The sequence below is a fragment of the Brevibacterium sp. Lmc1 genome, from assembly GCF_057654315.1.
The window spans coordinates 1,396,072-1,411,235 of record NZ_CM172803.1; the positions used below are offsets into that span (position 1 = coordinate 1,396,072).

At 61.7% G+C, this 15,164-nt stretch carries 23 protein-coding genes; all 23 read left to right on the top strand.

All coding sequences use genetic code 11. The features are described 5' to 3' along the window. Window positions 1-75: 75 nt before the first annotated feature. The 23 genes from fusA (at window position 76) to secY (ending at window position 15,143) form a co-directional block, all read left to right on the top strand. Window positions 76-2,181 carry an elongation factor G gene (gene fusA, locus AC239G_RS06060; protein ID WP_139468555.1) on the top strand — a complete coding sequence of 702 codons (2,106 nt, stop codon included), beginning with the start codon at window positions 76-78 and terminating at the stop codon, window positions 2,179-2,181. A gap of 116 nt (window positions 2,182-2,297) precedes the next feature. Further along, a complete protein-coding gene (gene tuf / locus AC239G_RS06065) occupies window positions 2,298-3,491 on the top strand; it encodes an elongation factor Tu (protein ID WP_139468554.1) in 1,194 nt (397 codons plus the stop codon). Between the two features lie 511 nt (window positions 3,492-4,002). Next, complete coding sequence (rpsJ, locus tag AC239G_RS06070) at window positions 4,003-4,311, top strand: 30S ribosomal protein S10 (protein WP_009379191.1); 309 nt, start codon at window positions 4,003-4,005, stop codon at window positions 4,309-4,311. A gap of 11 nt (window positions 4,312-4,322) precedes the next feature. Then, window positions 4,323-4,997 carry a 50S ribosomal protein L3 gene (gene rplC, locus AC239G_RS06075; RefSeq protein ID WP_101546942.1) on the top strand — a complete coding sequence of 225 codons (675 nt, stop codon included), beginning with the start codon at window positions 4,323-4,325 and terminating at the stop codon, window positions 4,995-4,997. A gap of 5 nt (window positions 4,998-5,002) precedes the next feature. Next, window positions 5,003-5,656, top strand: a complete 654-nt coding sequence (gene rplD, locus AC239G_RS06080; RefSeq protein ID WP_139468553.1) for a 50S ribosomal protein L4 — start codon at window positions 5,003-5,005, stop codon at window positions 5,654-5,656. Further along, complete coding sequence (rplW, locus tag AC239G_RS06085; protein ID WP_025777929.1) at window positions 5,653-5,952, top strand: 50S ribosomal protein L23; 300 nt, start codon at window positions 5,653-5,655, stop codon at window positions 5,950-5,952. Before rplD ends, rplW begins: the two co-directional genes overlap by 4 nt. Before the next feature lie 30 nt (window positions 5,953-5,982). Beyond that, on the top strand, window positions 5,983-6,819 hold the full coding sequence (gene rplB, locus AC239G_RS06090) for a 50S ribosomal protein L2 (protein WP_025777928.1): 837 nt from the start codon (window positions 5,983-5,985) through the stop codon (window positions 6,817-6,819). 15 nt (window positions 6,820-6,834) lie between these two features. After that, window positions 6,835-7,116, top strand: coding sequence for a 30S ribosomal protein S19 (gene rpsS, locus AC239G_RS06095; protein ID WP_025777927.1), 282 nt, complete (start codon window positions 6,835-6,837; stop codon window positions 7,114-7,116). A 42-nt stretch (window positions 7,117-7,158) separates the two neighbouring features. Beyond that, window positions 7,159-7,545, top strand: a complete 387-nt coding sequence (gene rplV, locus AC239G_RS06100; protein WP_025777926.1) for a 50S ribosomal protein L22 — start codon at window positions 7,159-7,161, stop codon at window positions 7,543-7,545. Further along, window positions 7,545-8,360: a 30S ribosomal protein S3 gene (gene rpsC / locus AC239G_RS06105; protein WP_139468552.1), complete on the top strand. Its 816-nt coding sequence runs from the start codon at window positions 7,545-7,547 to the stop codon at window positions 8,358-8,360. Before rplV ends, rpsC begins: the two co-directional genes overlap by 1 nt. A gap of 3 nt (window positions 8,361-8,363) precedes the next feature. Next, a complete protein-coding gene (gene rplP / locus AC239G_RS06110; RefSeq protein ID WP_025777924.1) occupies window positions 8,364-8,780 on the top strand; it encodes a 50S ribosomal protein L16 in 417 nt (138 codons plus the stop codon). A 2-nt stretch (window positions 8,781-8,782) separates the two neighbouring features. Beyond that, a complete protein-coding gene (gene rpmC / locus AC239G_RS06115; protein ID WP_025777923.1) occupies window positions 8,783-9,034 on the top strand; it encodes a 50S ribosomal protein L29 in 252 nt (83 codons plus the stop codon). Next, on the top strand, window positions 9,034-9,321 hold the full coding sequence (gene rpsQ / locus AC239G_RS06120) for a 30S ribosomal protein S17 (protein WP_139468551.1): 288 nt from the start codon (window positions 9,034-9,036) through the stop codon (window positions 9,319-9,321). The genes rpmC and rpsQ overlap by 1 nt, the downstream gene beginning before the upstream one ends. 144 nt (window positions 9,322-9,465) lie before the next feature. Continuing rightward, entirely contained in the window at window positions 9,466-9,834 is a 369-nt protein-coding gene (gene rplN / locus AC239G_RS06125; protein ID WP_025777921.1) for a 50S ribosomal protein L14, read from the top strand. 2 nt (window positions 9,835-9,836) lie between these two features. Further along, window positions 9,837-10,205: a 50S ribosomal protein L24 gene (rplX, locus tag AC239G_RS06130; protein ID WP_139468550.1), complete on the top strand. Its 369-nt coding sequence runs from the start codon at window positions 9,837-9,839 to the stop codon at window positions 10,203-10,205. Beyond that, on the top strand, window positions 10,205-10,774 hold the full coding sequence (rplE, locus tag AC239G_RS06135) for a 50S ribosomal protein L5 (RefSeq protein WP_039206325.1): 570 nt from the start codon (window positions 10,205-10,207) through the stop codon (window positions 10,772-10,774). Before rplX ends, rplE begins: the two co-directional genes overlap by 1 nt. 67 nt (window positions 10,775-10,841) lie before the next feature. After that, window positions 10,842-11,240: a 30S ribosomal protein S8 gene (gene rpsH, locus AC239G_RS06140; RefSeq protein WP_025777918.1), complete on the top strand. Its 399-nt coding sequence runs from the start codon at window positions 10,842-10,844 to the stop codon at window positions 11,238-11,240. A 17-nt stretch (window positions 11,241-11,257) separates the two neighbouring features. Beyond that, entirely contained in the window at window positions 11,258-11,794 is a 537-nt protein-coding gene (rplF, locus tag AC239G_RS06145) for a 50S ribosomal protein L6 (RefSeq protein ID WP_025777917.1), read from the top strand. Between the two features lie 2 nt (window positions 11,795-11,796). After that, entirely contained in the window at window positions 11,797-12,177 is a 381-nt protein-coding gene (rplR, locus tag AC239G_RS06150; protein ID WP_092015640.1) for a 50S ribosomal protein L18, read from the top strand. After that, window positions 12,174-12,857 carry a 30S ribosomal protein S5 gene (gene rpsE, locus AC239G_RS06155; protein WP_216657189.1) on the top strand — a complete coding sequence of 228 codons (684 nt, stop codon included), beginning with the start codon at window positions 12,174-12,176 and terminating at the stop codon, window positions 12,855-12,857. Before rplR ends, rpsE begins: the two co-directional genes overlap by 4 nt. Beyond that, entirely contained in the window at window positions 12,857-13,039 is a 183-nt protein-coding gene (rpmD, locus tag AC239G_RS06160; RefSeq protein WP_025777914.1) for a 50S ribosomal protein L30, read from the top strand. The genes rpsE and rpmD overlap by 1 nt, the downstream gene beginning before the upstream one ends. Window position 13,040: 1 nt before the next feature. Further along, entirely contained in the window at window positions 13,041-13,493 is a 453-nt protein-coding gene (rplO, locus tag AC239G_RS06165; RefSeq protein WP_101546948.1) for a 50S ribosomal protein L15, read from the top strand. Between the two features lie 348 nt (window positions 13,494-13,841). After that, the gene (gene secY / locus AC239G_RS06170) at window positions 13,842-15,143 is read left to right on the top strand and encodes a preprotein translocase subunit SecY (protein ID WP_139468549.1); all 1,302 of its coding nucleotides are present in this window, start codon (window positions 13,842-13,844) and stop codon (window positions 15,141-15,143) included. Window positions 15,144-15,164 lie beyond the last annotated feature (21 nt).

The following is a 15,164-nucleotide window of genomic DNA, read 5'->3' on the forward strand; positions in this document are numbered from 1 at the left end:
CGGACCTCGTCCGCGAGTTCTGTCGTCCGGCAGCGCAGGGGAGTCGAGCAAATCATCGATTGAGAGAGAGACACCGTGGCACTTGACGTGCTCAGCGACCTGAACAAGGTCCGTAATATCGGCATCATGGCCCACATCGATGCCGGTAAGACAACTACGACCGAACGCATCCTCTTCTACACCGGCGTGAACTACAAGATGGGCGAGACCCACGACGGCGCCGGCACCATGGACTGGATGGACCAGGAGAAGGAACGCGGAATCACGATCACGTCGGCCGCGACGACCTGCTACTGGCACGATAATCAGATCAACATCATCGACACCCCCGGTCACGTTGACTTCACGGTCGAGGTCGAGCGTTCGCTGCGCGTCCTCGACGGCGCTGTCGCTGTGTTCGACGGCAAGGAGGGCGTTGAGCCCCAGTCCGAGACCGTGTGGCGTCAGGCCGACAAGTACGACGTTCCGCGCGTCTGCTTCGTCAACAAGATGGACAAGCTCGGTGCTGACTTCTACTTCACCGTCGACACCATCAAGGAACGTCTCGGCGCGAAGCCGCTGGTCATTCAGCTGCCGATCGGTGCCGAAAGCGACTTCGCCGGTATCGTCGACCTGCTTGAGATGAAGGCCTATATCTGGCCCGATGAGACCAAGATGGGTCAGGACATCACCGAGATCGAGATCCCCGAGGATCTCAAGGACAAGGCTGTTCAGTACCGTGCGCAGCTCGTCGAGGACGTCGCCGAGAGCTCGGAGGAGCTCATGGAGAAGTACCTCGAGGGCGAAGAGCTCACGACGGCTGACGTCAAGGCCGGTATCCGCGAACTCGTCATCAAGTCCGAGGCCTTCCCGGTCATGTGCGGTTCCGCGTACAAGAACAAGGGCGTGCAGCCCATGCTCGACGCGGTCATCGACTACCTCCCGTCGCCGCTCGACGTGCCTCCGATGATCGGGCACAACCCGAACAACGATGAAGAGGAACTGACCCGCAAGCCTTCGACGGACGAGCCGTTCTCGGCTCTGGCCTTCAAGGTCGCCTCGCACCCGTTCTTCGGATCGCTGACCTACGTGCGCGTGTACTCCGGTCACGTCAAGTCCGGTGATCAGGTGCTCAACACCTCGTCGGGCAAGAAGGAGCGCATCGGGAAGCTCTTCCAGATGCACTCCAACAAGGAGAACCCTGTCGAAGAGGCATTCGCAGGTCACATCTACGCCTTTATCGGTCTCAAGGAGACCACGACGGGCGATACCCTGAGCGACCCGGCGAACCCGATCGCTCTCGAATCGATGACCTTCCCGGAGCCTGTGATCTCCGTGGCCATCGAGCCGAAGACCAAGGGCGACCAGGAGAAGCTGTCCTCGGCCATCCAGAAGTTCGTCAAGGAAGACCCGACATACCAGGTCGAGCTTGACGACGAGACCGGCCAGACCGTCATCCGCGGAATGGGCGAGCTGCACCTCGACATCCTCGTCGACCGCATGCGTCGCGAGTTCAAGGTCGAGGCGAACGTCGGCAAGCCGCAGGTCGCCTACCGTGAGACCATCCGTCGCACTGTCGAGAAGTACGATTACACCCACAAGAAGCAGACGGGTGGATCGGGACAGTTCGCGAAGGTTCAGGTCACCTTCGAGCCCCTCGAGGTCGAAGGCGATACGATTTACGAGTTCGAGAATGCCATCACGGGCGGACGCGTTCCGCGCGAGTACATTCCGAGCGTCGACGCCGGCATCCAGGACGCCATGCAGTTCGGTGCCCTCGCCGGTTACCCCATGGTGGGAGTCAAGGCCACTCTGGTCGACGGCGCCTACCACGATGTCGACTCTTCGGAGATGGCATTCAAGATCGCCGGCTCGATGGTCTTCAAGGAGGCTGTCCAGCGGGCGAACCCGGTTCTTCTCGAACCGGTCATGGACGTCGAGGTGCGTACCCCTGAGGAATACATGGGTGACGTCATCGGCGACCTGAATTCCCGGCGTGGACAGATTCAGTCGATGGACGATGCTTCCGGTGTGAAGGTCGTCAAGGCTGTGGTCCCGCTCTCGGAGATGTTCGGTTACATCGGTGATCTGCGGTCGAAGACCCAGGGCCGTGCGGTGTACTCGATGACGTTCTCCAGCTATGCGGAGGTCCCGAAGGCTGTTGCCGAGGAGATCATCCAGAAGGTGCGCGGCGGAGAGTAATCTCCGAATTCCGGTCGCCCCGGTGATCAAGAACATGGTCGCCGGAATGAAAGATAACCAACAAAAGGTCTAAGATATGAACCGCATATCTTTTGACAACCACGAGGAGGAACCCAGTGGCAAAGGCTAGTTTCGAACGGACTAAGCCGCACGTCAACATCGGCACCATCGGCCACGTTGACCACGGAAAGACCACCCTGACCGCTGCGATCACCAAGGTCCTGGCGGATCAGTACCCGGATCTCAACGAGGCTCGCGCCTTCGACCAGGTCGACAACGCACCTGAGGAGAAGGAGCGCGGCATCACCATCAACGTCTCGCACGTTGAGTACCAGACGGAGAAGCGTCACTACGCTCACGTCGATGCCCCGGGTCACGCCGACTACGTGAAGAACATGATCACCGGTGCCGCTCAGATGGACGGTGCGATCCTCGTCGTTGCCGCCACCGACGGCCCGATGCCCCAGACCCGTGAGCACGTGCTGCTCGCTCGTCAGGTCGGCGTTCCCTACATCGTCGTGGCTCTGAACAAGTCCGACATGGTCGATGACGAAGAGCTCCTCGAGCTCGTCGAATTCGAGGTTCGCGATCTGCTCTCCAGTCAGGAATTCGACGGAGACAACGCTCCTGTCGTCCCGGTGTCCGCTCTCAAGGCGCTGGAAGGCGACGAGAAGTGGGTCAAGAGCGTTCAGGAACTCATGGAAGCCGTCGACGAGAACGTTCCCGAGCCGGAGCGCGATGTCGACAAGCCGTTCCTCATGCCTGTTGAGGACGTCTTCACGATCACCGGTCGTGGAACCGTCGTCACCGGTCGTGTCGAGCGCGGCGTCCTCCTGCCGAACGACGAAATCGAAATCGTCGGCATCAAGGAGAAGTCGTCCAAGACGACCGTCACCGCCATCGAGATGTTCCGCAAGACCCTGCCGGATGCCCGTGCAGGTGAGAACGTCGGTCTGCTTCTGCGCGGCACCAAGCGCGAAGACGTGGAGCGCGGTCAGGTCATCGTGAAGCCGGGTTCGATCACCCCGCACACCAAGTTCGAAGCTCAGGTCTACATCCTGAGCAAGGACGAGGGCGGACGTCACAACCCGTTCTACTCGAACTACCGTCCGCAGTTCTACTTCCGTACCACGGACGTCACCGGCGTCATCACGCTGCCTGAGGGCACCGAGATGGTCATGCCCGGCGACAACACCGACATGTCGGTCGAGCTCATCCAGCCGATCGCTATGGAGGACGGCCTCCGCTTCGCTATCCGCGAGGGTGGACGCACCGTCGGCGCCGGTCGAGTCACCAAGATCAACGCCTGATCTGACTCACTGAGTACCACCGGCTAGGGCCGCAGTTCTTCGGAACTGCGGCCCTTCCGCATGTTCGGACCGTAACAGCCGAGCACCGGTAGGATGATGCAGTTTGGGGAAGTTCCTCAGCGCCGTCAGAATGGGGACCGGCATGATTCGGGTTCGCGCCGTCCTTGAGAGTTCCCTCACAGCCACCGTCCCCGGAATTGCGCGGGTGAAGTGCTCTATGACAAGATAGTGAAGTTGCGTTTTGGGCGTTGACCCCTGCACTGCGGTAGTGATACCGCGAACAGCCTGAAACACTATCGGATCGATGAATCTGCATGATGCGGGTTCGGACCGAGCAGCCAATGAGTAGAAGCGCCGTCGGCGCTTGGGGGAGAAGTGAGAATTTCTCCGCCAGGATCAGCCGACACGCCCGACCTCGGGGGTCGGTCATGGTCAGCCGGCACAGACGGCAGAGAGTCTCCGACACTCTGCGAGTTGATGGCCGGAAGCAACTAAAGAAAGAGACGACGCCATGGCGGGACAGAAGATCCGCATTCGGCTCAAGTCGTACGACCACGCTGTGATTGACAGTGCTGCACGCAAGATCGTGGACACCGTCACTCGCGCAGGTGCGACTGTTGTGGGCCCCGTGCCGTTGCCAACGGAGAAGAACGTTTACTGCGTCATCCGTTCGCCGCACAAATACAAGGACAGCCGTGAGCATTTCGAGATGCGCACGCACAAGCGTCTGATCGACATCGTCGACCCGACGCCGAAGGCAGTCGATTCGCTGATGCGTCTCGACCTCGCTGACGACGTCAACATCGAGATCAAGCTCTAAGGGAGGCAGCAATGGCGAACACTCGTTCATCCGCTCTCCCGACCACCCGCAAGGTCAAGGGCCTTCTGGGAACCAAGCTGGGCATGACCCAGGTCTGGGATGAGCAGAACAACCTCGTGCCGGTGACCGTGGTGGCCACCGGTAACAACGTCGTAACCCAGGTCCGCAACGAGGAAACCGATGGTTACCCCGCTGTGCAGATCGCGTTCGGCGAGATCGATCCTCGCAAGGTCAACAAGCCGACTGCAGGCCACTTCGAGAAGGCCGGTGTGACCCCACGCCGTCACCTCGTCGAGCTGCGCACTGCAGATGCTGCTGACTACGCGCTCGGCCAGGAACTCGGCGTCGACACGTTCGAAGCCGGACTCAAGGTTGATGTGACCGCGAAGACCAAGGGCAAGGGAACCGCCGGTGTCATGAAGCGTCACGGCTTCTCCGGTGTCGGTGCCTCCCACGGTCAGCACCGCAACCATCGCAAGCCAGGTTCGATCGGCGGAGCCGCGACACCTGGTCGCGTGTTCAAGGGTATGCGCATGGCCGGCCGTATGGGCGCTGTCAAGCACACCACCCAGAACCTCACGATCCACGCCGTGGACAACGAGAACAACTTCCTGCTCATCAAGGGCGCCGTTCCCGGCCCCAAGGGTGGAGTCGTCCTCGTTCGCTCGGCCGCGAAGGAGGCCTGAACGTCATGACTGATGTCAAGACAGTCGACGTCATCGATGCCGCTGGTGCCAAGGCCGGCTCCGTTGATCTGCCCGCCGAGGTCTTCGGTGTGCCGACCAATGTGCCCCTGATCCACCAGGTCGTCGTTGCACAGCTGGCTGCGGCCCGTCAGGGTACGCACAAGACGAAGACCCGCTCCGAAGTTCGCGGTGGCGGTCGCAAGCCCTACCGTCAGAAGGGAACCGGCAACGCCCGTCAGGGTTCGATCCGCGCTCCCCAGTACAACGGCGGTGGAATCGTGCACGGGCCGGTCCCGCGCGACTACTCGCAGCGGACCCCCAAGAAGATGAAGGCCGCCGCTCTGCGCGGAGCCCTGTCGGATCGTGCACGCCTCGATCAGGTCTTCGTGATGAAGAACCTGGTCACCGGCGACGCCCCGTCGACCAAGCAGGCGAAGGCCGCACTGGCCGGTCTGTCCGAACGCAAGAACACCCTCGTGGTGCTCGATCGTGACGACGAGCTCACCTACCTGAGCGTGCGCAATCTGCCCCACGTCCACGTGCTCACCGCCGATCAGCTCAACACCTATGATGTGCTGCTCGCCGACGACATCGTGTTCACCGAGGCAGCTCTTGCCGCGTTCCTGAGCGGAAACCGCAAATCGGAGGACGCATCATGAGTCTGAACTTCAAGGACCCGCGCGACATCATCGTCGCACCGGTCGTCTCGGAGAAGACCTACAGCCTGATGGACGAAGGCAAGTACACCTTCCTCGTCGACCAGGACTCGAACAAAACCGAGATCAAGCAAGCCATTGAAACGATCTTCGATGTGCAGGTCGCCAAGGTCAACACCCTGAACCGTCAGGGCAAGCGCCGCCGCACCCGCACCGGTTGGGGAAAGCGCAAGGACACCAAGCGTGCCATTGTCGCCCTCAAGGACGGATCGATCGACATCTTCGGTGGATCGCTCTAAGCGATCCTTCGTCAAAGAAGGACAAGACTCATGGGAATCCGTAAGCACAAGCCGACGACCCCGGGCCGCCGTGGCTCGTCGGTCGCCGACTTCGTCGAAGTGACCCGGTCTACACCGGAGAAGTCGCTTCTGCGCCCGCTGCCCAAGCGCGGCGGCCGCAACAGCCAGGGACGCGTGACCACCCGCCATCAGGGCGGCGGTCACAAGCGTCAGTACCGTGTCATCGACTTCCGCCGCCATGACAAAGATGGCGTTCCGGCGAAGGTCGCACACATCGAATATGACCCGAACCGTACGGCTCGCATCGCTCTGCTGCACTATGCAGACGGAGAGAAGCGCTACATCATCGCCCCGCAGAACCTCAAGCAGGGCGCACAGGTGGAAGCCGGTCCGGGTGCAGACATCAAGCCGGGCAACAACCTTGCCCTGCGCAATATCCCAGTCGGCACCGTGGTGCACGCAGTTGAAATGCGTCCCGGTGGCGGTGCCAAGATCGCTCGCTCTGCCGGTTCGTCCGTGCAGCTCGTGGCGAAGTACGGCCGTTTCGCACAGCTGCGGATGCCTTCGGGCGAGATCCGCAACGTCGATGCGCGCTGCCGTGCGACGATCGGCGAGGTCGGCAATGCCGAGCAGTCGAACATCAGCTGGGGCAAAGCAGGCCGCATGCGTTGGAAGGGCAAGCGCCCGACCGTCCGCGGTGTCGTGATGAACCCGATCGACCACCCGCATGGTGGTGGCGAGGGCCGTACTTCGGGTGGTCGTCACCCAGTCAGCCCGTGGGGTCAGTTGGAGGGCCGCACACGCCGGCCGAACAAAGAGAGCGACAAGTACATCGTGCGCCGTCGCCGGACCGGCAAGAAGCGCTGATTGGAGTACTGACTTATGCCTCGTAGCCTCAAAAAGGGTCCTTTCGTCGACGAACACCTCTTCCAGAAGGTGGCTCGTCAGAACGAGAAGAACACCAAAAATGTCATCAAAACATGGTCTCGTCGCTCGATGATCATCCCGGACTTCCTGGGACACACCATCGCAGTACATGACGGACGCAAGCATGTCCCCGTCTTCATCACTGAGTCGATGGTCGGACACAAGCTCGGCGAGTTCGCACCGACACGGACGTTCCGTGGCCACGAAAAGGACGATCGCAAGGGTCGCCGCCGCTGAGGCGGGGCACTCTTTCGATCCTAGAGAAGAGAGAAGGAAGCGATGGAAGCCAAGGCTAAGGCGCGGTACCTGCGCGTTACGCCTCGCAAGGCTCGGCGCGTCATCGACCTCATTCGTGGTCAGCAGGCGACCGAAGCACTTGCAGTGTTGAAGTTTGCAGAACAGTCGGCATCAGATCCGATTTACAAGCTCGTGGCCTCCGGCATCGCCAATGCGCGTGTCCGGGCCGACGAGGAAGGCGTTGCGTTCGACGAGAACGAACTGGTCATCTCCGAAGCCTTCGTGGACGAGGGGCCGACCATGAAGCGGTTCCGTCCGCGTGCCCAGGGTCGCGCTTTTCGCATTGAGAAGCGCACCAGCCACGTGACAGTGGTCCTGGCCAGCGGTGACGACCTGCCTCAGCGCAAGAGCCGGAAGGGGAACCGTTAATGGGCCAGAAGATCAATCCGAATGGATTCCGACTCGGAATCACCACGGATCACAAGTCGAAGTGGTTCGCTGACTCGACCAAGCCGGGGCAGCGCTACCGCGACTACGTGCTCGAAGATGTCAAGATCCGCCAGATGATGAACACCGGCCTCGAACGGGCCGGCATCTCGAAGGTCAACATCGAGCGCACGCGTGACCGTGTCCGTGTCGACATCCACACCGCACGCCCGGGCATCGTCATTGGCCGTCGCGGAGCCGAAGCAGACCGCATCCGCGGTCAGCTCGAAAAGCTCACCGGCAAGCAGATTCAGCTCAATATCCTTGAGGTGAAGAACCCCGAGGTCGACGCTCAGCTCGTCGCCCAGGGTGTTGCCGAGCAGCTCGCCAGCCGCGTGGCCTTCCGCCGCGCGATGCGCAAGGCGATCCAGAGCGCCCAGCGCGCAGGTGCCAAGGGCATCCGCGTTCAGTGCTCGGGCCGCCTCGGCGGTGCTGAGATGAGCCGGTCCGAGTTCTACCGCGAAGGTCGTGTGCCGCTGCACACCCTGCGCGCGAACATCGACTTCGGCGTTCACGAAGCCCACACCACTTTCGGACGCATCGGCGTCAAGGTGTGGATCTACAAGGGCGACATGACCGACAAGGAGCTTGCCGCCGAGCAGGCCAAGGCTCCTGCTGCTCGTGGCCCGCGTGGCCGTGGGCGCGGTCGTGGAGGCCGCGGACGTGGTCAGGAAGGCGCACCGCGCCGTGGCGACCAGGCCCGTAATACTGAGAACAGCGCCGAAGCCCCCGCGGCTGAGGCCGGATCGGAGGGCTGAGAAATGCTGATCCCTCGTCGAGTGAAATTCCGCAAGCAGCACCACCCCAACCGGGGCGGCGCCGCCAAGGGAGGCACGACGGTGTCCTTCGGTGACTACGGCATCCAGGCTCTCGAGCCGGCTTACGTCACCAACCGTCAGATCGAGGCCGCACGTATTGCCATGACCCGCTACATCAAGCGCGGCGGCAAGGTGTGGATCAACATCTACCCTGATCACCCGCTGACGAAGAAGCCTGCCGAAACCCGCATGGGTTCCGGTAAGGGTTCGCCGGAGTGGTGGATCGCCAATGTCAAACCCGGTCGAGTCATGTTCGAACTCGGCGGTGTGTCCGAGGAAGTTGCTCGCGAGGCTCTGCGCCTGGCGATCCATAAGCTTCCGCTGAAGGCCCGTATCGTGGCCCGCGAAGGTGGTGAGTGAGAATGGCTATCGGTTCGAAGAACCTTTCCATCGACGCGCTTGACGGTTACGACAACGAGCGTCTGCAGGAAGAGCTCAAGAAGGCCAAGGCCGAGCTGTTCAACCTGCGTTTCCAGTCGGCCACCGGCCAGCTGGAGAGCCACGGTCGCCTCAAGGCCGTGCGTCGCGACATCGCTCGTATCTACACCGTGCTCAACGAACGGGAGCTGGACATCCGTCCGAACCCCGCTGATGCCAAGGAAGAGAGCAAGTGATGGCGGAGACCACGAACACCGAGTCCACTGCTGCGGAACGCAACTCCCGCAAGACCGCACGTGGCTACGTCGTATCCGACAAGATGGACAAGACCATCGTCGTCGAGGTTGAGGAGCGCATGAAGCACCGCCTCTACGGCAAGGTCATGCGCAAGTCGGTCAAGTACAAGGTTCACGACGAAGAGAACACCGCCGGCATCGGCGACCTCGTCCTCGTGGCCGAGACGCGGCCCCTTTCGGCCGCGAAGCGTTGGCGGCTCGTCGAAATCGTCGAACGCGCCAAGTAGTCAACGCCACCCCACCCACCCGGTCCCGCCCGCGGCCTCCTGCAGGCCGTGGGCGGCTACCGGGAACGGGGTGAAATGTCAATGAATCCGTTCCGCAAGGCTCGCGCTCAGGCGTGAGAACCAGCGCGACGACAGGAGAAAATAGTGATTCAGCAAGAGTCGCGACTCAAAGTCGCCGACAACACTGGCGCCAAGCAGATCCTGGCAATCAGGATCCTGGGTGGCTCCGGTCGGCGCTACGCCTCGATCGGTGACACCATCGTGGCTACCGTCAAGGATGCAATCCCTGGCGGCAATGTGAAGAAGGGTGACGTCGTCAAGGCCGTCATCGTTCGCACTGCCAAGGAACGTCGTCGTCCCGACGGCTCCTACATCAAGTTCGATGAGAATGCAGCTGTCATCCTCAAGAACGATGAGGAACCACGCGGAACCCGTATCTTCGGGCCCGTGGGACGCGAACTCCGCGACAAGAAGTTCATGAAGATCGTCTCCCTGGCACCGGAGGTGTTGTGAGCATGGCGAACAAGCTCAAGATCAAGAAGGGCGACCTCGTCCAGGTCATCGCCGGCGCTCGGCAGTCCCGTGGTGGCGATCGTGGCAAGCAGGGCAAGGTTCTTGCCGTCTACCCCGAACGCAACCGCGTCCTCGTTGAGGGCGTCAACCGCGTGATCAAGCACAAGAAGGCTACGCAGACTCAGGCCGGCGGCACCGCTGGTGGCCGTGAGACCCACGAAGCCCCCATCCACGTGTCCAACGTGGCGCTCGTTGATCCCAAGGACAACAAGCCCACCCGCGTCGGATACCGCGAAGAGAGCGTCGAGCGCGACGGTCGCACCAAGACCGTTCGGGTTCGCATCTCGCGTCGCACCGGGGAGGAGATCTGATGACGGAAACAACCACCAGCCGTCCCGCACCGCGTCTCAAGCAGATTTACCGCGAAGAGATCGTTGCGAAGCTGCAGGAAGAGTTCAACTACGCCAACCCCATGCAGGTTCCCGGACTGACCAAGGTCGTCGTGAACATGGGTGTGGGTGACGCAGCACGCGATTCCAAGATGATCGAAGGCGCGATCAACGACCTGACTCTGATCACCGGTCAGAAGCCTGTCGTGACCCGTGCCCGCAAGTCCATCGCACAGTTCAAGCTGCGCGAAGGTCAGCCCATCGGCGCCCACGTCACCATGCGTGGAGCCCGGATGTGGGAGTTCATCGACCGCGTCATCACTCTGGCACTGCCGCGTATCCGCGACTTCCGCGGACTCTCGGATCGTCAGTTCGACGGAAACGGTAACTACACCTTCGGCCTCACCGAACAGTCCATGTTCCACGAGATCGATCAGGACCGGATCGACCGCGTCCGCGGTATGGATATCACCGTCGTCACCACCGCGGCAACCGACGACGAGGGACGTGCACTGCTGCGTCACCTCGGGTTCCCGTTCAAACAAAAATAATCGCTACGTTGCAGGTCCAAGCACAGTACGTGGGCGGAAACCGTAACGAGGAAGGGCAAGTGCCCAAATGACAATGACTGATCCAGTCGCAGACATGCTTACGCGTCTGCGCAACGCCAACTCGGCTTATCACGAGGACGTCAGTATGCCGTTCTCGAAGCTCAAGTCGAACATCGCCGAGATCCTCAAGACCGAGGGCTACATCACCGGCTGGAGCGTCGAAGACGCCGAAGTCGGCAAGACTCTGCTCCTGGACCTGAAGTTCGGACCCAACCGGGAACGTTCGATCGCCGGCCTGCGCCGTGTGTCGAAGCCGGGACTGCGCGTCTACGCGAAGTCCACGAACCTGCCCAAGGTTCTCGGCGGCCTCGGCATCGCCATCCTGTCGACCTCGTCAGGCCTCCTGACGGACCGTCAGGCCGCCAAGAAGGGTGTGGGTGGGGAAGTCCTCGCCTACGTCTGGTAAAGGAAGGAGAGAAGAACATGTCACGTATTGGCAAGAACCCGATCTCCGTTCCCAGCGGCGTCGAGGTCAAGGTCGACGGCCAGGATGTCGCCGTCAAGGGACCTAAGGGCGAGCTGTCCGTCACCATCGCCGAGCCGATCACCGTATCGCTCGAAGACGGTGTCATCACGGTTGCCCGTCCGGACGAAGAGCGCGAATCGCGTTCTCTGCACGGACTGTCCCGCACGCTCATCAACAACATGATCGTCGGTGTGACCGATGGCTACTCCAAGGCCCTCGAGATCGTCGGAACCGGTTACCGTGTCCTGGCCAAGGGATCGAACCTCGAGTTCGCCCTCGGCTACAGCCACCCGATCGTCGTCGAACCGCCGGAGGGAATCTCCTTCAGCGTCGACGGTCAGACCAAGGTTGCTGTCCACGGAATCGACAAGCAGCTCGTCGGTGAGACCGCTGCCAACATCCGGAAGCTGCGCAAGCCCGAGCCTTATAAGGGCAAGGGTGTGCGCTACGCCGGCGAAATCGTCCGTCGCAAGGTCGGAAAGGCTGGTAAGTAACGATGGCCTTTGGCAAGAAGGAAAGCTACGGCAAAGGCAGGGCAGCTGCTCGCAAGCGTCGTCACGCTCGACTGCGCAAGCATGTCAGCGGCACGACCGAGCGCCCTCGCCTCTCAGTGACTCGCTCCACGCGCCACGTCTTCGTCCAGGTCATCGACGACACCGTCGGCAAGACCCTGGTCTCGGCCTCCACCATGGAAGCCGACCTGCGGACATTCGAAGGCGATAAGACCGGCAAAGCCCGCAAGGTGGGCGAGCTGGTTGCTCAGCGCGCCAAGGACGCCGGAATCGATTCCGTCGTCTTCGACCGTGGAGGCAATGCCTACCACGGCCGTGTGCAGGCAATCGCCGAAGGTGCCCGTGAAGGAGGATTGGCCCTATGAGCACTGAAGAGAACAAGGAACAGCAGGCAACTGCTGAGACCCGCACCGACAACAGCGGTGACCGTTCCTCCCGTGGCCGCGGCCAGGGTGGACAGGGCGGTCAGGGTCGCGGACGCGGCGAAGGCCGTGGACGCGGTGGTCGCAACGACCGTGAAGACAAGAACCAGTTCATCGAACACGTCATCACGATCAACCGCGTGTCGAAGGTCGTCAAGGGTGGACGTCGGTTCTCCTTCACGGCTCTCGTCGTGGTCGGTGACGGCGACGGCATGGTCGGCATGGGCTACGGCAAGGCGAAGGAAGTTCCTGCCGCCATCGCCAAGGGTGTCGAGGAAGCGAAGAAGAACTTCTTCCGCGTTCCCCGCATCCAGAAGACCATTCCGCACCCTATCCAGGGCGAGGAAGCCGCAGGCGTCGTCCTGCTGCGTCCGGCCGCTCCGGGTACCGGTGTCATCGCCGGTGGACCCGTTCGTGCGGTCCTCGATGCGGCAGGCGTCCAGGACGTCCTGTCCAAGTCGCTGGGCTCGGCGAACGCGATCAACATCGTGCACGCTGCGATCGCCGCGCTGAAGGGCCTTGAGCGTCCGGAAGAGGTCGCGGCTCGCCGTGGCCTGCCCGTCGACGAAGTTGCTCCGCACGCACTGCTGCGAGCAGCTGCTGAAAGTGGGGCGAAGTCCTGATGGCAAAGCTCAAGATTACTCAGCGCAAGTCCGCAATCGGATACCGTCAGAGCCAGCGTGACACGCTGCGTTCGCTCGGTCTCAAGCGGACCAACGACGTTGTGGTGCAGGAAGATCGCCCCGAGATCCGGGGAATGATCAACGCTGTCCGCCACATCGTGACTGTGGAAGAGGTCGATTGATATGTCGAACAACGACTCGCTGAAGCTGCACGATCTGCGCCCTGCTCCCGGAGCCAAGACCGCCAAGACCCGTGTCGGTCGTGGTGAGGCTTCGAAGGGTAAGACCGCCGGACGCGGAACCAAGGGCACGAAGGCCCGCTACCAGGTTCCGCACGGCTTCGAGGGCGGCCAGACCCCGATGCACATGCGTCTGCCCAAGCTGCGTGGATTCAAGAACCCCGCCAAGGTGGAGTTCCAGGTTGTCAACCTCGACAAGCTGTCCAGCCTGTTCCCCGAGGGCGGAGACGTCACCGTCGCCGATCTCGTGGAGAAGGGCGCTGTGCGTGCAAAGCAGCCCGTCAAGGTTCTCGGCACCGGTGAGATCACCGTTGCCCTGAACATCACTGCAGACAAGTTCTCCGGCTCCGCAGCCGAGAAGATCAAGGCTGCAGGCGGAAGCACCAACGAGGCCTGATCCGTTCCACTCGGAACGGATTCCCGGCTTCAACGCTGGTCAAAGGGGGCGGTCACTTCGGTGGCCGCCCCCTTCTGCATCCCTGAACGCCGGCGGCGGTGGTCCGCATACCAGGCCGAGACCGGCCAGACGCCCTCTCGAACACCGCGTGAAACCGCTCCGATGCGATCTCAACCCCTGTCTGAAACCGCTCTTCGACCGCCTCGAACACAGGTTGCGCCGAGTCGCCGCGGGGCTTCGCCGGTTTCGGCCTGGAGGGCATACCCTGGTAGTCTTTTGCAGGTATTTGTCTCAATCGCCAGGTCGCGACCACGACTCTGACTTTTCATCCCCCAACGAGGAGGACGCTTGATCGGCGCAATCCGGAGGGCCTTCAGAACGCCCGACCTGAGGAAGAAACTCCTCTTCACCCTGGGCATTCTTGTCATCTTCCGACTCGGCTCGTTCATTCCTTCGCCTGGAATCGACTACACCAAGGTGCAGGAGTGCGTGGCTTCGCCTCAGCTCAATGAGGGCGGATTCGCCATGATCAACCTCTTCAGCGGCGGCGCGCTGCTGCAGCTGTCGATCTTCGCCCTGGGCATCATGCCGTATATCACCGCGAGCATCATCGTCCAGCTGCTGCGAGTGGTCATTCCTCGCTTCGAAGCCCTCCATAAGGAAGGTGCCTCTGGCCAGGCGAAGCTGACTCAGTACACTCGCTACCTCACCATCGGCCTCGCGATCCTCAACTCGACGACCCTCGTGGCGACCGTGCGCTCCGGTGCACTGTTCGGCGACGTCCAGAACTGCCAGGATCTCATCGCCAACGACACTTGGTGGGGCATTGCCGTCCTCGTCCTCACCCTGACCGCAGGAACCGGCCTGATCATGTGGCTGGGCGAGCAGATCACCGAACACGGTGTGGGCAACGGAATGTCGCTGCTCATCTTCACGTCCGTCGCTTCTGCCTTCCCGTCCTCGCTCGGTGCGATCTTCCGCGAGCAGGGTGTCGACATCTTCATCATCGTCATGGCCGTCGGACTCGTCCTCATCGCCCTCGTCGTCTTCGTCGAGCAGTCGCAGCGCAGGATCCCCGTCCAGTACGCCAAGCGCATGGTGGGACGTCGGATGTTCGGCGGAACGTCGACCTACATCCCGATCAAGGTGAATATGGCCGGTGTCATCCCCGTCATCTTCGCCTCTTCGGTGCTCTACCTGCCGAGTCTGATCTCGCAGTTCTTCGACCCCGAATCCAAGGCAGTCGAATGGATCAACACCTACTTCACCCGCGGTGACCATCCTCTCTACATCACCGTGTATGCGCTGCTGACGATCTTCTTCGCCTACTTCTACGTAGCGATCACCTTCAACCCTGAAGAGGTTGCGGACAATATGAAGAAGTACGGCGGCTTCATCCCGGGTATCCGTGCCGGTCGCCCGACCGCCGAGTACCTCAGCTACGTACTCAGCCGCATCAACTTCCCCGGCTCGCTCTACCTGGCTTTCGTCGCCCTCATTCCGCTGATCGCTCTGGTTCTCATCAACGCCAATCAGAACTTCCCGTTCGGCGGCACCTCACTGCTGATCGTCGTCGGCGTCGGCCTCGAAACGGTCAAGCAGATCGACGCGCAGATGCAGCAGCGCCACTACGAGGGTCTGCTGCGCTGATTCGACCGGACGCTGACGTTC